Here is a 25,160-nt window from a genome sequence, read left to right as displayed (position 1 = left end):
AAAAACTATTTAAACAAATCTTTAATTTCTGAAAGCATCATGGCAGTTGCCCCCCACACAATGTAATTGTTTAATTTAAAGCAAGGTACCTCGATATTTTTCATGTATGAGGTTTCCATTTCTACTAAAGTTAAGTTGGAATCATCTAATAAATCAGCTAATAAAACTTCAATAATTTCTGCCACTTCTTCATTAGGAGTAAAATGAGGTGTCTTTTCAGAAACACCTATAAATGGAGCTACTAAAAAATTACTAGGAGGAATATAGGCATTAGACGTTTGTCGTATTATTTCGATAGCTCCATGGGGTATACCCACTTCCTCATAAGTTTCCCGTAAAGCAGTTGCTTGTAAGTTGTAGTCATCTTTATCAAACTTTCCACCAGGAAAGCTAATCTGCGACGAATGTGTTCCATTATAACTCGCTCTTTCCGTAAGTAAAAAACGAGTTTGATTATTATTGTCAGGGTAAAACAATGCTAAGACAGCTGCTTTTCTTGGGTTTTTGCTTAGTATTAATTCTTCTGAAAACCGTGTTCTTAAGTTAGGAGCTAACTTAAATTGAGACGTTAAGCCACCTAGTTGCTTTTGCTGTAATCTTTCTATTTGATTGATAAAATCAGAAAAAGTCATTCGTTTTTAGTATTTTAGAACAAACTTATCAATTTACAAGAGAAAAGTTATAAGTTTTGGCTTGAATTTTGATTTGTTGAGTGTAGAATTAATTTAATACTAAATGACTAAAGAAAAAAAGTACCAAAAACTAGCATTAAGTTTATTGTTTGACGCTATCGGGTATGTATCTTATTTAATACCAGGGCTGGGAGAGTTGTCTGATATTGTTTGGGCACCAGCATCTGCGTACATCATGACAAAAATGTATAAAGGAAACAAAGGAAAAGTAGCAGGAGCTATTGCTTTTATTGAAGAAGCAATGCCTGGGTTAGATGTTGTACCAACATTTACTCTTATGTGGTTGTATACCCATGTATTTTCTTCAAAAGAAACAAAAACTACCATTGAAGTTTAGTTTTTAAATCGTATAAAAAATAAAGAGCTTCCAATTTTGGAAGCTCTTTTTGTATTCTATAACTATAACTATTTTTTGATAATCTTCTTAGTAAATGATTTTTGACCGTCGTTTACTTGAAGAATATATATACCGTTATGTAGGTTTGAAACATCAAGATTATTATGAGTAACTTTTCCTGTTAAAACTTGTTGCCCAGTTAAATTTGTTATTGTAAAAGTAGCATTTCTGTCGTCTGCTAATTTAATTTTAATAAAATCAACACTAGGGTTTGGAGAAATACTAGCATCAAAAATAGAAGCTTCATTTCCTAATTTTCCATCAATTGCTATGTTGTTGCGTTCTATACCTTTAGAGCTACTACCTATGTTAACAGTATAATCTTCAACTTCACCATAAGAGAATGTTTCACAAGCTGATGGAGCTGCATTCCATTTCATAGATACACGCATTCTTGTTGTACCTGTTAAAGCAGAGTTAGGTACAGAAAAATTATACGATAAATTACCAGAGCTAGATGAAGAACCACTAACAACTTCTTCAGAAGATTCAAAAGTTCCGTTTTGGTTGAAATCAATCCAAACTTTCCAATATTCTGTGTATGATGAACTAGAAAACCCTGCGCTTACAACAATGGTATTGCTTCCAAAAGCTAAGTTTCTAGTTAAAGAAGTAAAGTCTGCATATCCACCGTTAGCACCAGTAGCGTTTGAAATTCCGCCTATAACAACATTATCTATCCATTCATAATTTGCATTATTTCCCTTAGAGTTACAGTAAGAAATTGTGTTTGCTAAAGTTGTTACATTTACGGTATTACTTGAAGAAGAAACATTATTGGCAGCATCTTTAGCTTTTACTGAAAAAGTATAGTTTGTAGAAGCTGTTAATCCACTTACAGAATAACTAGTAGTAGTAACAGTTGCTATTTTTGTGCTTCCCTGATACACTTCATATCCTGTAACACCAGTATCATCTGTTGATGCTGTCCAACTTAAGTTAACAGAAGTCTGTGTTATACCAGAAGCAGCAACGTTAGTAGGAGTTGATGGAGCAGTAGTATCAGGAGCAGGAGCTCCTCCATTAATGTTGTGGTTTCCCAAGCCGCTAAATGTATCTTTTGCTAAGATATTCCATTCAGAAATAGTATATGCACTATTAGGAGAGGTAACAGAAGATTTTCTTTGCATTGTTTTGTCTTGTGCAAAAGTTGAAGAGCTATTAGGGTCTCCAATCAAATCGATAAGAGTACTTCCTTTGAATAAACCAACAGCATCGTTTCCGTTAAAAGAAATAACAGCAGTATCTGTTCTGTCAGCTTTATTTAGTATTGTGCTAGAAGCACTGCTATTAGCTATGACATATACCTCACCATTTGTTAGTTGACCACTTAAAGTTAGTGTATTGGTCCATCCACCACCATTGGCAGCTTTCTTTAATGAATACCCTGATAAGTTTACACTGGATCCAGTGAAATTAGCAATTTCAATAGCTTTGTTATTTGAAGAACCTTCTACATATTCAGAAATAAATAAATCTGTTGCTGTTCCGTTTCCTCCTCCTGAACTAGTATTCGTTGTTATTGTAACTGAGTTACTAATAGAAGATTCATTTCCAGCAGCATCTTTAGCTTTTACAGAAAAAGTATAATTAGTAGCTGCTGTTAAGCCAGTAACGTTGTATGAAGTTGTTGTTACAGTAGCAATTTTTGTAGCAGCATTGTATACATCATATCCAGTTACACCAACATTGTCAGTAGATGCAGACCAAGTTAAGTCAACTGTGGTTTCTGTAATGTTTGAAGCTGCTAAGTTAGATGGTGCAGTAGGAGCTTGAGTATCCGATCCGCTACCGCCTCCAAATAAATCTTCAGCTTGAGGACCTCCCCAAATTTCAGTAGCAAATGCAGGGTTGTCGATAAAAGGATTGCGGTTCCCTTGAATTCCTTCTAAAATAGGATTGCGTTGTTTTTCAAAATCAGATACTGGATCGTCAACATTCCATTGAATAAATAAAGCAAGCATGTTAGCATCTGAAGCCATCGTAGCTCCTGTACCGACACCAGTAGGTAAACATTGGTTTCCGTAGCGTAAATACATATACATCATCATACGGGCAACATCCCCTTTCCATTCATCTCCAGGATACCAACCACCAGAAACACTACCTGCATTACCAGAACCATCAGCAAATTTTTTACTACTCCTTTGTGAGTTGAAAGAAATATCAGCAGCTCTTAAATGGTGTGCATCTGCACCAGGACCAGAAGTACCTAAATTAGGACTTCCTAACGACTTAGCATATACATGCTCTCTGTTCCATTGTGTACCCGCTGTACCACCGTTAGCATCCTTATCTCTAGTTCTGTCAGTAACATAATTGCCATCAGTATCACTATAACCATATATTAATAGAACTTTCGTAGGATTGTTAGGATCTAAATCAGTTTGTTTTAGAGCATTCCATACCCCAGGAGTATACGATAAGTTCGTAGTGTGTGTATTGATAATTTTAGTAGCCAGTTCATTTTTTAATGCAGTCCCAGACAAGTTTAAGTTTACATCGTTATAATAGGAAGGGACTTGTGAAAAAACAGCTAGCGAAGCTATCAAAAAAAAGAAGAGTAGTTTATGTTTCATAATTTGTGTTTAAAATGTTAAAATTTTGTTAACTCGCTACAAATCAATAAAAAATATAATTTTCCAATGTTACCAAAAGGTTAATAATCAATTGTATATCTTTTGTAGAGAACTAGTTTATAGTTTTTCCTTTATTTTACGTAAATTTGCACGCTAAAATTAGAGATTGATTATGAAGATATCATACAATTGGTTACAACAATTTTTACAGACAGACTGGGAGGCAGAGAAAACAGGTGAGTTATTAACTGATTTAGGTCTTGAAGTTGAAGGAATAGAAACTGTAGAGAGTATTAAAGGAAGCCTAAAAGGGGTAGTTGTAGGTGAAGTTTTAACTTGTGAAAAGCATGCAAATGCAGACAAGTTAAAGGTTACTACTGTTGATTTAGGAAATGGTTCTCCTGTGCAAATTGTATGTGGAGCACCAAATGTTGCGGCAGGACAAAAAGTTCCTGTAGCTACTGTTGGTACTATCTTGTATGATGAAAAAGGAGAAGGCTTTAAAATTAAAAAAGGAAAGATAAGAGGAGAAGAAAGTCATGGAATGATTTGTGCCGAAGACGAATTAGGCTTAGGGCAAAGTCATGACGGTATTATGATTTTAGATGAAAGTTTGGTTCCTGGTACTCCTTGTTCGGAAGTTTTTAACATTGAAACAGATCATGTTTTTGAAATTGGTTTAACACCAAACCGTGCAGATGCTATGAGTCATTATGGTGTTGCTCGCGATTTAAGAGCTGGATTAATTCAGCAAGGAACTAGTATAGAGTTGATTTCTCCATCTGTTTCAGATTTTCATGTTGATGAGCGTACTCACAAAATTGATATCGAAGTAGAAGATAAAGATTTAGCGCCTCGTTATTGTGGTATTACTATCACCGATGTAGAGGTAAAAGAATCACCAGAATGGATTCAAAATAGATTAAAAGCAATTGGATTGACTCCAAAAAATAATATTGTAGACATTACAAACTATGTGCTACATGAATTAGGACAACCCTTACACGCTTTTGATGCTTCTAAAATTAGAGGTGGTAAAGTAGTCGTAAAAACTTTAGAAGAAGGTACTAAGTTTACTACGTTAGATGATGTAGAAAGAGAGTTGTCTTCTGAAGATATTATGATTTGTGATGCAGATGAAAATCCGTTATGTATCGGAGGTGTGTTTGGTGGAGCAAAATCAGGAGTAACAGAACATACAACATCAATTTTCTTAGAAAGCGCTTATTTTAATCCGGTTTCGGTTCGAAAAACGGCAAAACGTCACGGGTTAAATACAGATGCTTCTTTCCGTTTTGAGAGAGGTATTGACATCAATACTACAAAATATGCCTTAAAACGTGCTGCTTTATTGATAGAAGAGTATGCAGGAGGAAAAATGTCTTCGGATATTTTAGATTTTTATCCTGTAAAGCTTGAAGATTTTGAAGTGTTTTTATCCTTTGAAAATGCGTATAAATTAATAGGGCAGGAAATACCTAAAGAAACGATTAAAAAGATTTTAGCGTCATTAGACATTAAAATTAATAGTGTTACAGAAGCAGGTTTAGGTTTAGTAGTACCTTCTTATAGAGTAGATGTACAACGTGAGGCAGATATTATAGAAGAGATCTTGCGTGTTTACGGATATAATAATGTAGAGTTTTCTCATAAATTAAACACGTCTATTTCTTTTGATAGTGATAAAAACGTAAAAATTGAAAACATTGTAGCAGACCAGTTAACATCGTTAGGGTTTAACGAAACCATGGCTAACTCGTTAACAAAGGCAGACTATATTGAGCTATCTGATAACTTAAATGCTGATTTTAACGTAGAAATGCTCAATCCGTTAAGTAACGACTTAAAAGTAATGCGTCAATCGTTACTATTTAGTGGTTTAGAGTCGGTTGCATACAATATTAATAGAAAGAACAATTCATTAAAATTTTACGAGTTTGGTAAGACGTATCATAAGTATGAAAGCGGATACCAAGAAGACAAGCATTTAACGTTATTTGTTACAGGTAATAAAACACAAGATAGCTGGAAGGTAGCTACACAGACATCAGATTTCTTTTATGTTAAAGGGATTGTAACAGCATTGCTAAGTCGTTTAGGAATTGATAAATTAAAAACTACACCAACAAAATCAGATGTATTTTCTGAAGGAATTACGTTAAGTTTAGGAAAAACGAAGCTAGTAGAGTTAGGAGTTGTTAAAAGAGCGATTTTAAAAGAGTTTTCAATAAAACAAGAGGTATTGTTTGCAGACTTTAACTGGCAGAATATTTTAGATTTAGTAGGTAAGAAAAACATAAAAGTAGCCGATTTACCTAAGTTTCCAGCTGTAAAACGTGATTTAGCATTGTTATTGGATAATAAAGTTGAATTCAAAGAGATTTATAACTTAGCATTCCAATCAGAAAGAAAGCTTTTAAAAGAAGTAGATTTGTTTGATGTGTATGAAGGAGACAAATTACCAGAAGGTAAAAAGTCGTATGCAGTAAGCTTTGTGTTACAAGATGAAAACAAAACATTAGCAGACAAGCAAATAGACAAAATAATGCAGAAACTACAGCAAACATTCGAAAAGAATTTAGATGCTGTATTACGATAATTCAAAAGCTCCATTTTTGGAGCTTTTTTTATATTTAATAAACGAAAGATTATAATTAAAACCGATGTACAAATTACTGATTCGCCCAATATTCTTCCTTTTTGATCCAGAAAAGATTCACCATTTTACTTTTTCGCTAGTTAAATTTTTATCAAAAATACCAGGTGTTCCATCTATTTTTAGAGGAATGTATCAAGTAAATGATAAAAAGTTAGAGCGTAACTTGTTCGGGTTAACCTTTAAAAATCCAGTAGGATTAGCAGCAGGATTTGATAAAAATGCAGTTTTGTATAATGAATTGGCAGATTTTGGTTTTGGTTTTGTGGAAATTGGTACGGTTACACCAAAGGGGCAAGTAGGTAATCCTAAAAAACGTTTATTCCGTCTAAAAGATGATAAAGGAATCATTAACCGAATGGGATTTAATAACGAAGGATTAGAAGCAGCGATTGAACAATTAAAAAAGAACAAAGGAAAAATCATTATAGGGGGAAACATTGGGAAAAATACCAATACAGCTCCTGAAAATTATACTGAAGACTATGTAGCGTGTTTTAAAGGATTGCATCCGTATGTAGATTATTTTGTGCTGAATGTAAGTTGTCCAAACGTATCGAGTCATGCTAAACTTGAAGATGCTGATTATTTAAAGGAATTAATTACAGAAGTTCAGAAATTAAATAATGCAGAAGCACAACAAAAACCAATCTTATTAAAAATAGCTCCAGACTTGAACAACCAACAATTAGATGAAATTATTGAATTGGTTGCTGAAACTAAAATTGATGGTGTGATAGCATCGAATACCTCAGTAAATAGAGATAATTTAAAGGCTTCTAAAGAGCGTTTGCAAGAAATAGGTAATGGAGGAGTAAGCGGACAACCAGTTAAAGATAGAAGTACCAAAGTAATTCAATACTTAACGGATAATTCTAACAAAGCATTTCCTATTATTGGAGTAGGAGGTATCCATTCTGAAAATGATGCTTTAGAAAAGCTAAAAGCAGGTGCAGATTTGGTACAAATTTATACAGGATTCATTTACGAAGGACCAAGCTTGGTAAAAAGAATCAATAAGGCTATTTTAGCTGAAAGTTAACTTATGCTAGAAACCCTTATATCTTTTGTATTAGCTACGGCTACCTTAGCATTTTCGCCAGGTCCTGATAATATTTTTGTCTTAACACAAAGTATTGTCAATGGTAAAAAATATGGATTAGCTACGGTTGCTGGTTTAATGACAGGATGTATCATTCATACAACTTTGGTGGCTTTTGGCGTATCGGAAATCATCAAACAAAACCCGAATTTATTTTTTATCATCAAGCTATTTGGAGCAGGATATTTACTGTATTTAGCCTATCAGGTGTATAAAAGTGATGCTAAAATTGCCTTTTCAACAGAGCATGTACAGAAAAAATCAACCTTACAATTATTCAAAACAGGTTTTTGGATGAATGTATTAAATCCGAAAGTAACCATTTTCTTTTTGGCTTTTTTTCCACAGTTTTTGTTTTCTGACAGCTTGTCAAACGTACTCCAATTTTATGTATTAGGAGGTTTGTTTATTGTAACATCTTTCTTAATATTTTCTTCCATTGCTATATTGGCAGGAAAGATATCAGAGTATTTAAAGCAACACAAAAAGGTAGGAACATACCTAAAATGGGCACAAATAGTGGTTTTTATAGGTATAGCTATGCTAATTTTACTTTAAAAGAATGAATCTTTAATTCCAATTTTTCCTGATTAATAATTGTTCAATATGGGCATAATGGTGGTTGCAATGCCATGCATAAATTCCAATATTTTCTTTTAAACTCACTTCTTCATTTCCATCAGGATGGATAAACGATTTGTTTAAGTCTTCTTCAGTTAAACCTTTTAAGAAGTAAACCCATTTAGTATGTAATGCCTTTAGTGTATCTAAAGAAAGTTGTATAGGAGCTTTTTTAGAGTCGAATAGTTCTGCCCAACGGTCTTCAAAATAAGCCTTTATAACTGGTTTATCTTCCGTAAGAGCCCATTTAAAACGTGTGTAGGAGTTATGATGACTGTCTGCACAATGATGAATCACTTGTCTGATTGTCCAACCCTCCTCTCTATAGGTTGTATCTAATTGTTTTTCAGATAAATTAGAAACCAATTTATTCAGTTTTTCTGGGAAAAATTCTAGAGTTTCAATCCATGTAGCAAGGTCTTCAGAAGAAATATTATTTGGAATCTCAGGTTTACCAATTGGGTATTTTAACTTTTCCATATTACTCTTCACTTTCTGAAGTTAACTTTGCTAAACTTCGTTTAGAACTACTATTTTCAGGATTGATGGCAAGGGCCTTTTTATAGTACTCAATAGCTTTAACAGTATCTTTCATTTTGGCATAAGCATCTCCAGTACTATCATAGGTGTTAGAGCTATTAGGGTATAATTCGATATTAATTTTAAAGACATTTATAGCATTTTCAAACTCATCTTTTCTAAGATACTGGTACCCTAACTTGTTCAAATTTCGTTCTTTAATAACAGGGCTTAAGCTGTCTTTTTCTTTTATAGACTTGTAACCTTTTAAAGCAGCTTCAAAATTACCTTCTGCTAAATGTTCACTAGGAGTTTTTTCTCCTTTTTTTAATTTTTTAAAGACAAATTTTTCACCTTCATGCTCGCGCTTTTCAGCTAATTCTATCTTGTTTTCAGTAGTGTTAAAAATTAGTTTTTCATTCAATTCTCTAACGTAAAAAGAAGAGTCGTTTACCTTTAAAGGTTCCAAATTTTGCTTACGCCACTTTACAAGTAATTTGTTGTCTTCATTAAACGTAACTTCTATAATTTCATCAGCATTAAAGTAATAGCGTCCAGCAGCTTTTTCTATAAACTCAGGAGTATTTGTTTTAGAAGTACAATTAGCAAGCAATAAGATAAGTGAAAGGATTAAAAATTTAAATTTCATTTTGGGTTAGTTTTTGTTGAAATATAATATTAATAAGACGATTGAAAATAAAATAAGTTACAAATTAAGTTATTTATGACTTTTGTTGGCATAAGAATTGAAATATAGATAACACGATAGATAGGAAGGGTTGTGTATTCTTTTGTTTATCAATGAATTACGATATTAAAAAAGTGGTTTTATTTCAGGAGAAAAAACGAAAGTGCCACTATGACAGACATAAATAAGATATGAGCAAATCAAAAATATTACACTTAGACAATTTGTCGCTTCAAGATGTTTTTAATGAAGATTCTGAATTAATCCCATTACTAACACCAGAGGACGAAGAATTAATAAATCAAGAAAGTATTCCTGAAGAGTTACCAATTCTTCCGTTGCGTAACACTGTTTTATTTCCTGGAGTTGTAATTCCAATTACAGCGGGTAGAGATAAATCTATTCAGTTGATTAAAGATGCTAATAAAGGAGATAAAGTTGTAGGGGTAGTTGCCCAAAAAGATAGTGAAGTAGAAGACCCAGGAATAGATGATATTTATCAAACAGGTGTTGTTGCACAAATATTGCGTGTATTAAAAATGCCCGATGGTAATACAACTGTAATCATTCAAGGTAAAAAGCGTTTCGAGATTGAAGAAGTTATTCAAGAAGAACCTTACTTAAAGGCTAAAGTAAAAGAAGCAGTTGATGAGCGAGAAATTGACGATCAAAAAGAGTTTGATGCAATTATCGAGTCGATTAAAGACTTAGCGTTAGAGGTAATTAAAGAAAATCCTATGCTACCTTCGGAAGCATCTTTTGCGATTAAAAACATTCAATCTAGCTCATTTTTGGTGAATTTTATTTCATCAAACATGGAATTAAGTGTATCGCAAAAGCAGGTGTTACTTGAGAAAGACAATTTAAAAGAACGTGCGTTATTAACGTTAAAGAATTTAGATAAAGAGCTTCAAAAGTTACAATTACGTAACGATATTCAATCTAAAACACGTTCCGATTTAGACAAGCAACAACGTGAATATTACTTAAACCAACAGTTAAAAACCATTCAAGATGAATTAGGTGGTGTTTCTCATGAGCAAGAGCTAGATGAAATGCGTACTAAGGCTAAGGCTAAGAAATGGAATAAAGAAGTTGGAGAAACTTTTGAGAAAGAGTTGAGTCGTTTAAGACGTATGAACCCACAAATGGCGGAATATGGCGTACAACGTAACTATTTAGAGTTAATGTTAGAGTTACCTTGGAGTGAATACTCTAAAGATAAGTTTGACTTAAAAAGAGCTCAAAAAATATTAGATAGAGATCACTTTGGCTTAGAAAAAGTAAAAGAACGTATTATAGAGCATTTGGCTGTTTTAAAATTACGTGGAGATATGAAATCGCCAATTATTTGTTTGTATGGGCCTCCAGGAGTAGGTAAAACATCATTAGGTAAATCGGTAGCTGAAGCATTAGGGCGTAAGTACGTACGCATGTCTTTAGGTGGTTTACGTGATGAAGCTGAAATTAGAGGGCATCGTAAAACTTATATTGGGGCGATGCCAGGGCGTTTGATTCAAAATATTAAAAAAGCAGGAACTTCAAATCCTGTATTTGTGTTAGACGAAATAGACAAGTTAAGTCAAAGCCATCAAGGAGATCCTTCTTCAGCAATGTTAGAAGTATTAGACCCTGAACAAAACACTGCCTTTTACGATAATTATTTAGAAGTTGGCTACGATCTTTCTAAAGTATTATTCATAGCCACTGCTAATAATATTAATCAAATTCCATGGGCCTTACGTGATCGTATGGAAATTATAAACGTAACGGGGTATACTATTGAAGAGAAGGTAGAAATAGCAAAAAAATACTTGTTCCCAAAGCAGTTAAAAGAGCACGGATTATCAAAAGAGCATTTAACGGTAGGTAAAAAACAAATAGAAAAAATAGTTGAAGGATATACCAGAGAGTCTGGAGTTCGTGGTTTAGAAAAACAAGTAGCAAAAGTAGTTCGTTTTGCCGCAAAATCTATTGCGATGGAAGAGGAGTACAATGTTGTTTTGACAAATGAAGATATAGAAACTATTTTAGGACCTGCTCGTTTAGAACGTGATAAGTATGAAAATAACGATGTAGCAGGGGTTGTTACAGGATTAGCTTGGACAAGCGTTGGAGGAGATATACTATTTATAGAATCTATTATATCTAAAGGAAAAGGGAATCTTTCAATTACCGGTAATTTAGGAACCGTAATGAAAGAGTCTTCAACAATTGCAATGAAATATATAAAATCTAATGCTGAAGAATTTGGAATTAATCCTGAAGTATTAGATAAGTATGATGTACACATTCATGTGCCAGAAGGAGCTACACCTAAAGATGGACCAAGTGCAGGTATTACTATGTTAACTTCTTTAGTCTCTGTATTTACACAGCGTAAAGTGAAAAATAAATTGGCCATGACTGGAGAGATTACGCTACGCGGAAAGGTACTTCCAGTAGGAGGAATTAAAGAAAAAATATTAGCAGCAAAACGAGCAAATATTAAAGAAATTATTTTGTGTGCTGATAATAAAAAAGATATAGAAGAAATAAAAGAAAGCTACTTAAAAGGATTAACATTCCATTATGTAACTGATATGAGTGAGGTAATTGATATAGCGCTTACCAAGCAAAAAGTTAAAAAAGCAAAAAAGTTAGCCTAGCAATTTTTGTTGATGAGAACTTTTATAAAAAACAACCAGTACCTTTGAAGGTACTGGTTGTACTATGTAAGAGGTTTTGATAAGAGGCTTTTATTTTTTAAATTCTTCAGGTGTATCAACTATTTCAGCTTCACACCAGCAGCCTAACCAGTTACATCTTAGTACTTGCCCTCTAGGGCAAGATATTTGTCCCCCATTAACTTTTCTTTGTTCCGATTTATTCAAAACGCTTCCTAAGTTTACAATTGATTTTAACATGATTATTTAGTTTTAGTTATTGATAATTTTTAGTGGTCAAAGTCTACAGGTAATTCTTCAACATATTCTGGTTCACACCAACATCTTATCCAATTACATTTTAAATAAGTTCCTCTAGGGCAAACAATTTGTCCCCCATTAATTTCTCTTTGTTCCGATTTATTCAAAACGTTTCCAAAATTTGAAATTGATTTTAACATGGTTAATTAATTTTAGTTTTCCTTACTCTATATTATATGCTTTTCAGGAGCCGCATTTAAGAATTATGTATCCCAAATATTAAAAAATAGATAGAACAAAAGAAAAGTACTAAGTGACTATTTAAGAAAAAAGCAGGTACTATTTAAAAAAAATAGCACTATTGATTAGTGGTTAAGTATTTGTTTTTTAGCGTGTTGGATTGTTTGTGTGTGTGTAAAGGTTGGTAAAGGAAAAAGAATAGATAAAAAAAATTAACTTTACCTAAACAGAAAAATTAAAACTTATGAAACGTTTATCTATTGAGTTATTAACAAAGTACGAATTAACAACAGAAGAAAAGATTAAAATATTTGCAGGAGATCCAGTTGAGATACCTGCCAATAAAGTAGATTTTGGAGGCCCCGATACAGATGGAGAAGAAGACTGTTTTACGTTACCTTCAGGTAGTACAAAAGATAAATGCTACGATGGTAAAAACAAATTAAGAGTTTAAGATACTTGCAAGAAACACTATAACTCTTTATTGATTTTTTCTATAAATTGATAAGGAGTTATTCCTATATGCTTTTTAAATATTCGAGTAAAAGATTTAGCATTTTTATAGCCAGCTATTTCTCCAATAGCTTGTGTTGTATAAGACCTCACTTTTTTGTCATTGCTTAATACACCAATAATATAATTAATTCGCAACTCATTTGTATAATCATTAAAACTCATTTTTTTATAATCTTTAATGATTTTTGATAAGTAGGTAGTATTAGTTCCTATTTTTTTTGCCGCATTATATAAATTAAATTCTTCTTTTAAAAAGTACTTTTTTTCTTCTATTTTTAATAAGCCATTTATAATTTGTTGGTGTTGTTCGTCTTTTATTTTTAATGGATTCGATAGCGAAAAAGATTTTTCAGTTAGGTCTTCTTTTTTTGAAATTTTTTCTAACAGATCATTTAATTTTTTCTTTGTTCTCTTTTTTTCTTTAGCGTTTTTAAACACTAAAAAAGAAATAAACAATACTATAGTTATCAAACTAATAACTATAATTTCGTAGTAAAAACTCTTTTTAGTACTATCTTCTTTTAAATCTTTTATTTTTTGATCAAAATCAATTTTAATTGCTTCTTTAAATTGCTCTCTATCTCTCGATGAAACTTTAGAATGGTTTCGTATGTAGGTGTTTAAGTAATAATTGGCAGAATCTACTTTATTTTGATAAGTGTAAATTTGCGAAAGATATCCATGCATTTTAATGTAATTATCATCTAAAATGGTATCTTTTTTTATACTGAGAGCAGCTAAAAAGTTTTGTTTAGCCTTTTCTAATTTATTTAAATTATAATAATTTAAACCGTTATTGTAATAACTTTTATATAAATAAGATTGTGATTTACTTTTTGTAAATAACACTAAGCTTTTTTCAAGGTAAGAACTGGCTTTAGAGTATGCTTCTTTTAAGGTATAAACAGTACCCATACCGTAATAAACCTTACCTGTATAATAGCTGTTAAGATTGAACTCTTTTGTTTCTAATAGGGAATTATAGTAATGTAATGAAGAGTCTGCGTATTGATGTTTATCCTTATCATTTTTATATAAGGAGGCATAAATAGCAGCAACATTAAACATTCTTTTATACTTACTACTGTAGTATTTGTTTGAAAGAATTTCTTTATTCGTTTCTATAAGCTCAAGGGTTTCTTTAGCTTTATTTAGCGCTTTGTCAAGCTCTTCCATATCTTGATAAATAAGTGCTATATTTCCTTTTATTTTAATGGTTCGATTAATATCTTTAGCTAATAAAGCATAATTTTCTGCGGTGATATAATTTTGTAAAGCTGGTTTAATTAACTTTCTTCTTTTATTAGTATTACCTAGTAAAATATGGATGTCAAATAATAAAGTGTAATTTTTATTGGTTTTGGCAATTTTAGGAAGGTATTTATTTATACTGTCTTTAAAAGGAATATTTATAGCCTGTTTCTCTCTTACTTTTAAATATTCTGTGGCGGCATATCCAAAAGTTTTATAAGCAATGTCATTACTCTCTATAAGTCTGTTCATGTAATACAGTGAGCTGTCAACACCAATTTCTCTATTTTGGTAAAACTTATTTTTAAAATCTTTTAAATCACTTTCACGATACTTCTTTATTGTTTGAGCAAAGGAAACAAAACAAGTAAAAAGGACTAAGAAGAAAAATGAGATTTGTTTTAACATGATTTATTAGAAAGCTTAACGAATTATTTAGCACTGCAAAATAAAAAATATTTAAATATTTTTAGCTATTTAGTTGTTGCTTGTTTTATTCTTTTTTAATGGTTTATAGCGTATTAGTAGAAAAAAAAGCTAGTGTAAACATAATTAATAATTTTAAAGGTAAGATTTAGAAGATAATTAAAAGTATAAAATACTTTTTATAAGTAAAAAGCGTTGTTGTTTTAGTTATATTTAAAAAATTAAAAACAATATCAAACTTAAACCCTTAAACTTTATGAAAAAACTTCTTTTATTAGCAGGTCTTTTATTTTCTGTAGCCTCGTATTCTCAAATTGAATTTATTGAAACCACAAAAACTGAAATAGTAGGGAAAATAGAATATGTTTACTTGGAAAAAATAGGAAATGAAGCGTATAATTTTTATTATAAGAATATCAACGATCCTATTCATGAGTATGTTCATTTTTCATTTAAAAACTTAGATAACGATGTAGAAAAGCTATATCAAATAATGATAAAAGGCTTTGAAGAAAACCCTAGAGATCCATATAAAATTAAGGCAAATGGTGATGTAATTTGGTTAAAATATACAAAAGTTGATGGAATTGTTGTGCTGCAAATTCAACAGTATGTAAGTAGAGACCCAGATATTATGACGGTTTCTAAATTACTAACTTATGAAGAGGTAAATAAGTTATTTAGCAAATAATAATAAGACGGTACATAAAAAAAGCAGCCTAAAAGGCTGCTTTTTTTATGACTAGGTTTTGGTAAAACGTATTAATTTTTTGCTTTGTTTTTAAAAGCATCAAACTTGTTTGTTGTTTGTTTAGGCCAGCTGTTGTTTGACGTATCAATATCGGCAGTTTCTAAATCAGGATCTACAACAATACTTTTTATTTCTTGTGATGAAGTAAACACTCGGTATACTTTACGCTCATCTTTCTTCCATATTTGAGCTGGGAAAGTTTCACGTTTTTTAGAACCGTCAGCATATGTTAACTCTACAATAATAGGCATAACTAAGCCTCCTGGTTTTTCAAATTCAACCTGATACATATAGTTAGGAATGTCTTGTAAGCTAGCTTTTTTATCAGATGATAATCCTTTAATATATGCTTCAACTTCAGATTTATCAGCATCTTCTTTATCAGTAGTTAAGTATACTAATTTACCTAATTGAGCAAAGTAAGAAGGATACTGTTGTTGTAATTTCTTAGTTTCTTCGTTTGGCTTATTGGTTAAATATAAAGGCTTAACCTCTTTAATTCCAATATCAGTATAATCAGTTGTATAGAACCAACCTCTCCAAAACCAATCTAAGTCCATTCCTGAAGCATCTTCCATTGTTCTAAAGAAATCGGCAGGAGTAGGGTGCTTAAACATCCATCTTTTAGAATAGGTTCTAAAGGCATAATCGAATAATTCAGGTCCCATAATTGTTTGACGTAACATATATAAACCAGCGGCTGGTTTGGTATAAGCATTAGGACCGAAATTATGTACATAATCTCCTTGAGACATAATAGGACTCAATCTATTTTGATCTAAGCTCATATAACGAACAATGTCTTTAGGTAAGTTACCTGTATTGAAGTTTGGATCGTAATCTAGTTCCGCTAAAATTTCTACAAAAGAGTTTAGTCCCTCATCCATCCAAGTCCATTGGCGCTCATCTGAATTTACAATCATAGGGAAGAAGTTATGACCAACCTCATGAGTAATTACCCCAATCATTCCGTTTTTAACTCTATCAGAATACGTTCCGTCAGGGTTTGGACGTCCGTAGTTAAAACAAATCATAGGGTACTCCATTCCTTGGCGCTTTGCGTGTACAGATACCGCCTTAGAATATGGATAATCGAAAGTCATTTTAGAGTACTCTTCTAAGGTATTAGCAACTACACGAGTTGAATGCTCTTCCCATAACGGATTTCCTTCTTTTGGGTATAAAGACACAGCCATAACAGTTTTACCGTTAATGTTTACTGCCATCGCATCCCAAATATATTTTCTTGATGAAGCAAAGGCAAAGTCACGTACTTGGTTTGCTTTGAAATGCCAAGTTTTAGTTTGGGTAGTGCCTTGCTTCTCGTTTTCTTCAGCCTCTTTTTGAGAAACAATAAAAACAGGATTTTTATACGATTTTCTAGCTTTTTCAAAACGCTTACGTTGCTCTTTGCTTAAAACCTCTTTTTCATTTTGTAACTCACCAGTAGCATCTAAAATATGATCTGCAGGAACGGTAATTTTTACATCGTAATCACCAAACTCTAAAGCCCATTCACTACGACCCCAGAATTGCATGTTTTGCCATCCTTCTACATTATTGTATACGCACAGTCTTGGAAAGAATTGAGCAATGGTATAGTTTTTATTTCCATCGGGAAAAGATTCAAAACCTGAACGCCCACCATCTTCAACAGAATTGTTAATTAAGTAGTTCCACTTAATTTTAAATTTAAAAACTTCACCTGGAGCTAATGGCTTAGGTAAGTTAATACGCATCATTGTACGATTAATGGTATAAGGTAAGTCTCTACCATCAGCATACTTTACAGCTTCAATATTAAAACCAAAGGCTTTAGGCTTGCCCATGTTTTCACTCACAAATTTATCTGGAGTTTGAAAACCAGCAACACTTTTAGATTCTGCTAAAGGCGATTTAGAATCTGGAGCTCGCATATTTTGATCTAGCTGTAACCATAAATACTCTAAATGGTCTTTAGAATTATTGTGGTAAGTAATATCTTCGTCTCCATACAATCTATCTGTAGCTTCATCTAAACGTAAGTTCATTACGTAATCAACTTTTTGTTGTGTGTAAGCATGTCCTGGAGCTCCTGATGCAGTACGTTGATCGTTAGGAGTTGCTAGTACATCTTTTAATTGTCGGAATTTGTTTTGATCGGTATGACCTTGTTGACGTTCTTTTTTAGGAGCTTCTTGGGCAAATAAAGAAGCAGATACAAAGAGCGCTGAAAATAGTAGCGTAGAATATTTTCTCATTATATGCTTATTAGTTTTTGAATAAATAAGCGGAAAGTTAATGAAATCTTATTACTATAAAAGAGGCTTTATTAAAAATTTAACAAACCTTTATCATTATCACTCGATAAAAACAAACTTTTGCGTTCTTTTTTAACAGTTGCTTTAATAAGGTTTTGTTGATCGGGGAAGTGGTCTACTAAAATAGTGTTTTCCACGTTTATTGATTTAGGCAACGAAACATTTTCAATTTCTAAATAAAAGTAAACAATATCTCCTTCGTATTCTTTACCTATAAATTTATAGGTTTTTTCTTTATTGTTAATAGTAATTTTAAAATGCGCTTTTAAGTATTTGTAAAAAAGGTCATCAATTAACTTCAACTCATTTTTGGTAGCAATTTGTAAGTTGGTATCATAATCTTTATTAATGGCAAGCTCAATATCATCCATAAAAACATTCATAATCATTTGTATACTACGTGTATCTTCTCTGTATTCAATCTCGGTTAATGCAACATAGTATTTATGTAAGGTAAATGATAGTAAAGGAAGTATAAATAAAAGGACAACAAGTTTTTTCATGGTTGATTAAAAATCAATTATTGCGCCAAATTAGTATTTTTCAATAATTTTAAGGTACTCTGTATGTTCTTTTCTAAATATTTTTATCACTTTTAACACTTCACGATCTTGGTATAGTTTTTCTATACCTAAGGGATTACAATATTCTAAAAAGTGATAGTATTTATCTACAGGTATTTTAAGCTCACCAAAAAAGAAGTCTTCACCTAATTCATTAAGTAGTTTTGTAGGCATGCTTTCTTTAAAAGCTAATTCTTTACGAAGTTTCCATAGTTTTTCTGAGTCTTTCACAGGAAACGTATTGGTAGTACCCATACCTTCAAAGGCTTTGGTAGGATCAACGTTAACCACAGTAGGCTTTACGTGTTTGCTTATGTAATCATCTGAATGGTAATTAGTGTAATTAACATTAGAAAAGTCGGTAGCATTACTAGCTATTGCTAAGTTTTTATCTCGTTTTACTTTTTTAAGATCTTTGACTAACTCACCCGATAATTCGTTGTTTCTTAATAACACTTCATCGAGTTCATAGTCTTGTTTTTCAAGAGTTGTTCTTTTTCTATACGTATTAAAATCTGCTTTGGTTAGTTTTTCATAAATGGTTTTATAACCAATACTACTATACCTAATAGAATCTGTAGGTCTGGCAAAAAGTCGATATTCCCCTTTTTCATTAGAAAATGTAGCTTGATTTGTTGAAAAGTTAACAATATGAGCATTTTCTAACACCCCATTTTCATCATACACAATTCCAAAAAGTGTTTTTCGTTCTTCTTGTGAGAATGATAGTTGAGATAAAAATAATAAGGCAAATAGTGCTTTTTTCATGGTATTTATAGGGTTAGTTTACAGTTACACCTAAAGGTACAAAATATTTAAGAAAGTATCGCCTAAATAACCAAATGACAAGGGGAGTATTTTACTTATAGTTTTTGGGGTTTAGCTTTTTAAATTCGTCTGATTTCTTTTGTAAAAACAGTATCATGGTAACTTCATTGTGCAAGAAAGAGGGAGTAAAATCGTTAGCAGATTCAACAAAATAGATAAACCGATCAATATCTTCCTTTAGTATTTTTAACTCATATTCAATAAGTATGTGGTAGTTGTTGCGTATATGTTCGATTCTTTTTTCTTTGTCTTCAATAGCTTTAAATTTTTTTAGTTTTTTTATCCTGCCAGAAATCCAATTCAGTAAGGGGTCAATTGCGATTCCTCCATAACTTGAAGTAGCAGTATGTAGTCTTCTTTCAGCAGGCGTAAGTATTCTAGAACCGGCAAAGGGTAGGTTTAATGTTTCAGCGTTTATTTCTTTTTTAGATTTTATGTGTTTGGTATCAGAAGTAATATGGCCGAGTAAATTATGTTTTTTTATGGCTATCTCGTCCAATTCAATAGGTACTTTTTTTAGTTGAATGTAATTTTCTTGCATTCCGAAGTGATTGACATCTACTACAAAGTTTTTAGTCTCATAACCCACAAACGAAATTTGTAAAGTGTCATTTGCTTTGGCTAAAACCCTAAACTCACCATTATTATTCGTAAAAGTTCCTTGTTTCGTATTTAGGTTAATAACATGTGCATTAGCAATAGCACTTACTTCGTCTTGTAGGGTAGCATAAAAGAATTTTCTGTTTTCTTGTGCTGTGACTTTTATTATTAAAAACAGACAAATAATTGAAGGGAGTATGTTTTTCATGTGTTTGGTAACTATATTATTTAAAAGCAGTTGGTCTTATTCTTTTTCGTTAATTACTTTTAAGTAGCTTTTACTTTCTTGTTGTAAGATAGCAATCACTTTTAAAAGTTGTTTTTCTTTATACAACTTTTCTATACCTAGCGGGTTACAATATTCTAAAAAATGGAGGTACCTGTCTTTGGGTATGCTTAGTTCTTTAAAAAAGAAGTGTTCTCCAAAGTCAGAGAGTAGCATTTTCGGAAAACGTTCTTTATATTTTATTGTTTTTCGGGTTTTTTTAAGCCGCTGTGAGTATGCATCAAGGCCAGAGCTAAAACTGGTACCTACGCCTGCAAAATTAGCTGTAGGGTCTGTGGTTTTTCTCATATTAGGAGCTTGTGATCTATCCATTTCATCAATTTCTAAAATTACTTTTTCACTAAAATCAATCTTAGAAAAATCTAGCGCTTTTTTAGCTTTTTCCATGCCAATATCTTTAGGTGTTTGTTTTATATCTATAGCTATAGAACCAATTAAGTTGTGTTTTTTTATTTCCACTTCCTCTAGTTCAAATGGAGCTTTCATTAGTTTTATCTCATTTTCTTCCATCCCAAAATGAAGACTCGTAACCTCAATCTTTTTAGTTTGGTATCCTACAAAGGAAATTTGTAAGCTATCGCTAGGTTTTGCTAAAATTCTAAATTTACCTATATCGTTGCTAAATGTACCTTGCTTGGTCGTAAGGTTAATTACGTGGGCATTGGGTATAACCCCAAGCTCGTCGATTAAAAGACCGTATAAGAACGTCCGTTTTTTTTGAGCGGTAGCACCTAAAGTAATTAAAAGTAAAAGTGTAATGGGTAGTTGTTTTATCATGCAATTATTTTTTGGTAACTCTTATATTTTCATTTTCCAGTAGGTAAGGGGAGGTTTTACTGTTTTCAATTAAAACAGCAGTAAGTTCTAAAACTTTGTCTTTAGTATACAAGTTTATAATTCCTTTAGAAATACAGGCTTGTAAAAACTGATTAATATGTTCTTTCTTTATTTTTAGTTGTCGTATAAAAAAACCATCTGTAAAGTGTTTTCTAATTTTTTCAATGCTTTTATCTTCAACAGTAATTTTTTTTAATTGCTTTTTTCGTTTGTTTGTTCCATTAAGGGCATTTATAAGTCCTGTTAAGCTCACGGCTACACCTGATGCTATTTTTACTGTTTTTTCGTCTTTTGTAGGTGTTACGTTGGCATAAGGTAGTTTTAAGGTACTGGCATTAACAACAGGAGCATTGGTAAGTATATCGCTATCAATTTCTAAAATACTTTTTTGTTTTTCTAACACAACTTCCTCTAACATATGTGTTTTACTATCAACAAAAACAACTATGTTTTTGGTTTTCATATGCTCTTTAGTAATGGTAACTTCTTTATATTCTAAATTAAGGTGAGAAATTAGTAAGACGTTGTTTTCGGTAGCTAGAATTTCAAAGCGTCCGTTTTGATTAGAAACAGCGCCAATAGCTAGTTTTTTATTAATAATGTGTACATCTTGGGTAGCAATACTATCTATAAACACAGTACCAGTTATAATTTTTGGTGTGTTTTGTGCGATAACCACGCAAGAAAAGCAACTAAAAAGAACAAGTAACCATTTTCTCATATTACAAATAAACCACCAAGCAGTCTTAAAAATGTTTTAAGAAGTTTGTAAACTTTTGTTAAATAAAAAAAAGACCAACTAAAAAGTAACTTTTAGTTGGTCTTGTAATTTTTAATACTTGTAGCATCCTTTATTTTTCTAATACTAGAGTTGCTGTTCCTGTAATTGTAATAACGTCGTTGTTCTCTGTTTTGTTTTCAGATAAGTCTTGTTTTAATACCATGCTGTTTTTAGAAAACGATTCGATAGTAAATTTTGATTGTATTACATTGCTACTACCATTTTTAAAGATTAGTTCATTTCCACTAACTTCCCATTTGCCAGCACTTAACCCCTGAACAGCGGTAGCTTTGTGATTTGTAGTTTCTACCGTATCATTTATTTTCGTTTTAGTAACGATGTTCACCGTACCCTTAGTAGTATATTTGTTAGGGTTTTGTGAAAAATTAAACGAAAAGTTATATTCTTCTCCATAAACATTAGATTTACTTTCATAAGATAAAATACGTGAAGTAACCTTAGTGGTTGTTTCAGAGGTTAAGCTCGTTAAACTCCAAGTACCTTCAGGTTTTATTGATGCATTTTCAGTTATGGGAATTTCAATAGAATCTGAACAAGAGAATAAAAATGTAATGGTAAAGAGGAAAAATAATTTTTTCATAGTTTTATATGCTTTTTGATTTATAAAATAACACCTACAAAAACAACTAGGACTTGAATAACCCTACTTTATTTATTAAAAATTTTACGGTTTCTTTTTAACTACATATTTTAGCCATAAATACTCGTAAAGCATAGTATTTATAGTAGGTTGTAAGACACCTGTTTAACACTTGTAAAAGTAAATTGTAAAACATTTAACAAAGAAAAAATGAAAAAACTAATTATAGCAAGTACATCTACTGTTCATGGAAGTGAGTACCTTGAATATATGTTACCAACCCTAACTACTTTTTTTAAAGAAGCCTCTACCGTATTGTTTATACCGTATGCACGAGCAAGTGGAAAAACCTATGATGAGTATACTGCTGTAGCTCGTAAGGCTTTTGCAACAATACATAAAAAAGTTGTAGGTATACATGAGTTTGATAATCCGAAGAAAGCAATACAGCAAGCAGAGGCTATTTTTACAGGTGGCGGTAATACGTTTGAACTGGTAAACCAATTGTATAAAAACGAAGTTTTACCCGATTTAACAAGAGCAGTTGAAAACGGAACACCGTATTTAGGTACGAGTGCAGGAAGCAATATTTGTGGAGTAACAATGATGAATACGAACGATATGCCTATCGTATATCCGCCAAGTTTTACCACTTTAGGGTTTATTCCGTTTAATATTAATGCGCATTATTTAGACCACAATCCTGATTCTACTCATATGGGAGAAACACGAGAAACACGTATTAAAGAATACCATGTATTTAATGAAACACCAGTTTTAGGGTTGCGAGAAGGTAGTTGGCTAGAAGTTAATGGAGATTTAATTGTATTACGAGGAAACTATACTGCACGCTTATTTAAACAAGGAAAAGAGCCTGTAGAGCTAGAAAGTGGCACCGAAGTTATCGTTTAAAATAAAAAAAATAAAAGGGGTATATACAGTGTTTTAACAGGTATGTATATCTTTATAAACAAATTTTCGCGAAGAATAGACATAAACTTGGGTGTCTTTAAAAGACCAAGAATTTAAAAAAAGTAAAATTTTAATTATGAAAAAACAAATTTTAAATTTAGGTAAAACATTAAACAGAAAAGAACAACAAGAAGTAAAGGGTGGATTTCCATTTTCATCTTGTGAACAATTTTGTAGCTTTACCTGGAGAGGTGAAGAAGACAGACAGTTATATTTAGAGCACCAATTAAATACTTATGGGTTAGATTGGTCGCATTGTGTTTGTTAAACAGCAAAAACATATTTAAAATGAAAACTCCAAACAAACGTTTGGAGTTTTTTTATTTTTTAAGGTTACAATACTTATGGTATACGTTAAGATATAGAAAGTAGGAAAGAAGTACAGAACTGTGATATGGAGTGATTTTTTAGTGCTGCTTTGATTGTTGGTTTCGGTTTTTATCAAGAAAAAATAAATGCTAGTTGCTTGTTTAAAAAAACTACTTTCTATAAAAACTATATAAGCTATCTTTGAAAAAATCCTATTTTTACGATATGGACATAAAATTGACAGAACAAGAGAAGATAAAAATATTAAATTCCGATGCTATTTACGGAATAATGCAAAAAATATTGCTTCGTGAAAGTAAGATAGACCAAAACCGTGAACACTTTTGGGTTATAGGGCTAGAAAACAACAACCGTATTCTTTTTATTGAGTTGATAAGTTTAGGTACCGTAAATGCTACTTTGGTTGAACCTATGGAGGTGTTTAGTTTTGCATTGCAAAAAAGAGCGGTTAAAATTATTTTATGTCATAACCACCCAAGTGGTGAGTTAATTCCATCAGTAAATGATAAAAACTTAACAGATAGGTTGATACAAGTAGGTATTATAGTAAATACCCATGTTATAGACCATTTAATTATTTCGGATAAAAGCTATTTGAGTTTTGCCGATACTGGCCTTTTACAAGAGTTAGCAAAAAGTACCAAATATGTTCCTAAATATGTGCTAGAGCAACGTCTTAAAAAAGAGGCTGCTGAAATTGCTGAAAAGAATAAAGCAATTGAAATCGCTAAATCTTTAAAAAGAAAAGGTATTGATACTAATACCATTGCAGACTCCACAGGTCTTACCATTGAAGAGGTAAAGAAGTTGCGTGTTAGGAGGGGGTAGTTAGTTTGAAATGTCTCGTATAAGAAAGGTAAGAAATTTAAAGCACTAACTTTTCGGTTTGATACTGACCAAAAGTTTATAAAATTGATTGTTGTTTAAACACCCAAAATAGCTGTTTTTTAGATACTTTATTGCCGTTTGTTATTTTCCCATTCATCACGTAAAATTCCGAAACTTACAGAGTCGAAATATACTTCCTTAACAATTCTAGCCTTTCTGTACCTTGCTTCTTCTTTCATTTTTAACTTTTGGGCAAGTTTAATCATACTAGTATTCCCAGACCAAGTAGTAATTCCAAGTCTAACAATATTATCTTTAATTCGAAAAACTTCATTTATCCATTGTTTAAGAGCTATATAGCCAATTCCTTTATTCCAAAACTTATCATTAAAAATAACAATACCTATTTCAAGCCAATTAGTTTCTTTTGATTTCCAATACCAACTGACTTCACCAATCATTTCATTTTTTTTATTAGAAATAATTCTAATATGTTCCAAAGCATTACTTCCGTTAAGAAGTTTTAGTTTCAATGCTTGAGTTTCTTTTTCAATTTCTTTTTCGGTTGATTTTTTAAAATATGGACCATTTAATAAATGATAGCTATGCTTTGGATGTTTCCAATACTTATAATTATCAAGGTCTTCTGTTTTAAGTTTTCTAAGTAATATTTTATCTTTATACTTTTTGGGTGCTGTCATAATATTTAACTTTTTTATAAAAGAAATCTAAAACCAAGTTGATCTAATCTTTAAAATTTTGAGTTAAGTAATTGTTTTTTTTAATTTAATTCCATTTTCTTTTGCTAAAGAAGAAGTTACGGATAGATCATCAGAAGTAAAATAGTTAGGCATTTTACTTCTGATAGCTGTTATAATATTGAATTTATT

Annotated in this window: 25 protein-coding genes; 10 read left to right on the top strand and 15 right to left on the bottom strand. The window is 31.6% G+C overall.

Annotation, left to right across the window (positions count from 1 at the left end; genetic code table 11):
- Positions 1 to 5: 5 nt before the first annotated feature.
- Entirely contained in the window at positions 6 to 632 is a 627-nt protein-coding gene (locus ACN0WY_RS05720) for a CoA pyrophosphatase (RefSeq protein ID WP_330486895.1), read from the bottom strand.
- Positions 633 to 735: 103 nt separating this feature from the next.
- On the opposite strand from ACN0WY_RS05720, the gene ACN0WY_RS05715 reads away from it, so the two are divergent.
- A complete protein-coding gene (locus ACN0WY_RS05715; RefSeq protein ID WP_330486894.1) occupies positions 736 to 1,029 on the top strand; it encodes a hypothetical protein in 294 nt (97 codons plus the stop codon).
- A 68-nt stretch (positions 1,030 to 1,097) separates the two neighbouring features.
- Here the strand turns inward: ACN0WY_RS05715 and ACN0WY_RS05710 are convergent, their stop codons facing one another.
- Entirely contained in the window at positions 1,098 to 3,668 is a 2,571-nt protein-coding gene (locus ACN0WY_RS05710) for an endonuclease (protein WP_417799787.1), read from the bottom strand.
- 172 nt (positions 3,669 to 3,840) lie between these two features.
- Between ACN0WY_RS05710 and pheT the strand changes: the two genes are divergently transcribed.
- The 3 genes from pheT to ACN0WY_RS05695 all read left to right on the top strand — a co-directional run bounded on the left by pheT (position 3,841) and on the right by ACN0WY_RS05695 (position 7,984).
- Positions 3,841 to 6,267 (top strand): phenylalanine--tRNA ligase subunit beta, encoded by a 2,427-nt coding sequence (gene pheT / locus ACN0WY_RS05705; RefSeq protein ID WP_417799786.1) that lies wholly within the window; start codon positions 3,841 to 3,843, stop codon positions 6,265 to 6,267.
- A gap of 64 nt (positions 6,268 to 6,331) precedes the next feature.
- Positions 6,332 to 7,366: a quinone-dependent dihydroorotate dehydrogenase gene (locus tag ACN0WY_RS05700; protein ID WP_417799785.1), complete on the top strand. Its 1,035-nt coding sequence runs from the start codon at positions 6,332 to 6,334 to the stop codon at positions 7,364 to 7,366.
- A 3-nt stretch (positions 7,367 to 7,369) separates the two neighbouring features.
- Positions 7,370 to 7,984: a LysE family translocator gene (locus ACN0WY_RS05695; protein WP_417799784.1), complete on the top strand. Its 615-nt coding sequence runs from the start codon at positions 7,370 to 7,372 to the stop codon at positions 7,982 to 7,984.
- Between the two features lie 12 nt (positions 7,985 to 7,996).
- Here ACN0WY_RS05695 and ACN0WY_RS05690 read toward each other — a convergent pair whose 3' ends face one another.
- Positions 7,997 to 8,527: a YfiT family bacillithiol transferase gene (locus ACN0WY_RS05690; RefSeq protein ID WP_417799783.1), complete on the bottom strand. Its 531-nt coding sequence runs from the start codon at positions 8,525 to 8,527 to the stop codon at positions 7,997 to 7,999.
- A 1-nt stretch (position 8,528) separates the two neighbouring features.
- On the bottom strand, positions 8,529 to 9,215 hold the full coding sequence (locus tag ACN0WY_RS05685; RefSeq protein WP_417799782.1) for a tetratricopeptide repeat protein: 687 nt from the start codon (positions 9,213 to 9,215) through the stop codon (positions 8,529 to 8,531).
- A 230-nt stretch (positions 9,216 to 9,445) separates the two neighbouring features.
- On the opposite strand from ACN0WY_RS05685, the gene lon reads away from it, so the two are divergent.
- Positions 9,446 to 11,902, top strand: coding sequence for an endopeptidase La (lon, locus tag ACN0WY_RS05680; protein ID WP_330486887.1), 2,457 nt, complete (start codon positions 9,446 to 9,448; stop codon positions 11,900 to 11,902).
- A 90-nt stretch (positions 11,903 to 11,992) separates the two neighbouring features.
- Here lon and ACN0WY_RS05675 read toward each other — a convergent pair whose 3' ends face one another.
- Both ACN0WY_RS05675 and ACN0WY_RS05670 read right to left on the bottom strand, forming a co-directional pair.
- A complete protein-coding gene (locus tag ACN0WY_RS05675) occupies positions 11,993 to 12,160 on the bottom strand; it encodes a hypothetical protein (RefSeq protein WP_417799781.1) in 168 nt (55 codons plus the stop codon).
- Between the two features lie 29 nt (positions 12,161 to 12,189).
- The gene (locus ACN0WY_RS05670) at positions 12,190 to 12,360 is read right to left on the bottom strand and encodes a hypothetical protein (protein ID WP_417799780.1); all 171 of its coding nucleotides are present in this window, start codon (positions 12,358 to 12,360) and stop codon (positions 12,190 to 12,192) included.
- Between the two features lie 284 nt (positions 12,361 to 12,644).
- On the opposite strand from ACN0WY_RS05670, the gene ACN0WY_RS05665 reads away from it, so the two are divergent.
- A complete protein-coding gene (locus tag ACN0WY_RS05665) occupies positions 12,645 to 12,854 on the top strand; it encodes a hypothetical protein (RefSeq protein WP_330486885.1) in 210 nt (69 codons plus the stop codon).
- A 17-nt stretch (positions 12,855 to 12,871) separates the two neighbouring features.
- Here the strand turns inward: ACN0WY_RS05665 and ACN0WY_RS05660 are convergent, their stop codons facing one another.
- Complete coding sequence (locus ACN0WY_RS05660) at positions 12,872 to 14,575, bottom strand: helix-turn-helix domain-containing protein (protein ID WP_417799779.1); 1,704 nt, start codon at positions 14,573 to 14,575, stop codon at positions 12,872 to 12,874.
- 274 nt (positions 14,576 to 14,849) lie between these two features.
- Here ACN0WY_RS05660 and ACN0WY_RS05655 point away from each other — a divergent pair, with 274 nt between their 5' ends.
- Entirely contained in the window at positions 14,850 to 15,284 is a 435-nt protein-coding gene (locus tag ACN0WY_RS05655; RefSeq protein ID WP_330486883.1) for a hypothetical protein, read from the top strand.
- A gap of 71 nt (positions 15,285 to 15,355) precedes the next feature.
- Here the strand turns inward: ACN0WY_RS05655 and ACN0WY_RS05650 are convergent, their stop codons facing one another.
- The 7 genes from ACN0WY_RS05650 to ACN0WY_RS05620 all read right to left on the bottom strand — a co-directional run bounded on the left by ACN0WY_RS05650 (position 15,356) and on the right by ACN0WY_RS05620 (position 22,140).
- A complete protein-coding gene (locus ACN0WY_RS05650) occupies positions 15,356 to 17,584 on the bottom strand; it encodes a M1 family metallopeptidase (RefSeq protein WP_417799778.1) in 2,229 nt (742 codons plus the stop codon).
- 71 nt (positions 17,585 to 17,655) lie between these two features.
- Positions 17,656 to 18,147, bottom strand: coding sequence for a DUF6702 family protein (locus tag ACN0WY_RS05645; protein ID WP_417799777.1), 492 nt, complete (start codon positions 18,145 to 18,147; stop codon positions 17,656 to 17,658).
- A gap of 30 nt (positions 18,148 to 18,177) precedes the next feature.
- Entirely contained in the window at positions 18,178 to 18,975 is a 798-nt protein-coding gene (locus ACN0WY_RS05640) for a carboxypeptidase-like regulatory domain-containing protein (RefSeq protein WP_417799776.1), read from the bottom strand.
- A 91-nt stretch (positions 18,976 to 19,066) separates the two neighbouring features.
- A complete protein-coding gene (locus ACN0WY_RS05635; RefSeq protein WP_417799775.1) occupies positions 19,067 to 19,843 on the bottom strand; it encodes a carboxypeptidase-like regulatory domain-containing protein in 777 nt (258 codons plus the stop codon).
- Positions 19,844 to 19,879: 36 nt separating this feature from the next.
- The gene (locus tag ACN0WY_RS05630; protein WP_417799774.1) at positions 19,880 to 20,698 is read right to left on the bottom strand and encodes a carboxypeptidase-like regulatory domain-containing protein; all 819 of its coding nucleotides are present in this window, start codon (positions 20,696 to 20,698) and stop codon (positions 19,880 to 19,882) included.
- Between the two features lie 4 nt (positions 20,699 to 20,702).
- Complete coding sequence (locus tag ACN0WY_RS05625; RefSeq protein ID WP_417799773.1) at positions 20,703 to 21,479, bottom strand: carboxypeptidase-like regulatory domain-containing protein; 777 nt, start codon at positions 21,477 to 21,479, stop codon at positions 20,703 to 20,705.
- Between the two features lie 130 nt (positions 21,480 to 21,609).
- Entirely contained in the window at positions 21,610 to 22,140 is a 531-nt protein-coding gene (locus tag ACN0WY_RS05620) for a hypothetical protein (RefSeq protein WP_417799772.1), read from the bottom strand.
- A gap of 210 nt (positions 22,141 to 22,350) precedes the next feature.
- On the opposite strand from ACN0WY_RS05620, the gene pepE reads away from it, so the two are divergent.
- From pepE to ACN0WY_RS05605, 3 genes are all read left to right on the top strand, one after another.
- Positions 22,351 to 23,052: a dipeptidase PepE gene (pepE, locus tag ACN0WY_RS05615; protein WP_417799771.1), complete on the top strand. Its 702-nt coding sequence runs from the start codon at positions 22,351 to 22,353 to the stop codon at positions 23,050 to 23,052.
- A gap of 136 nt (positions 23,053 to 23,188) precedes the next feature.
- A complete protein-coding gene (locus ACN0WY_RS05610) occupies positions 23,189 to 23,380 on the top strand; it encodes a hypothetical protein (protein ID WP_330486874.1) in 192 nt (63 codons plus the stop codon).
- Between the two features lie 266 nt (positions 23,381 to 23,646).
- A complete protein-coding gene (locus tag ACN0WY_RS05605) occupies positions 23,647 to 24,270 on the top strand; it encodes a JAB domain-containing protein (RefSeq protein ID WP_417799770.1) in 624 nt (207 codons plus the stop codon).
- Between the two features lie 128 nt (positions 24,271 to 24,398).
- Here ACN0WY_RS05605 and ACN0WY_RS05600 read toward each other — a convergent pair whose 3' ends face one another.
- The gene (locus ACN0WY_RS05600) at positions 24,399 to 24,971 is read right to left on the bottom strand and encodes a GNAT family N-acetyltransferase (protein ID WP_417799769.1); all 573 of its coding nucleotides are present in this window, start codon (positions 24,969 to 24,971) and stop codon (positions 24,399 to 24,401) included.
- Positions 24,972 to 25,160 lie beyond the last annotated feature (189 nt).

Source organism: Tenacibaculum sp. (assembly GCF_048269885.1).
GTDB lineage: Bacteria > Bacteroidota > Bacteroidia > Flavobacteriales > Flavobacteriaceae > Polaribacter.
Note: the sequence above shows the minus strand (reverse complement) of the source record. Positions and strands in the feature narration are given on the sequence as shown.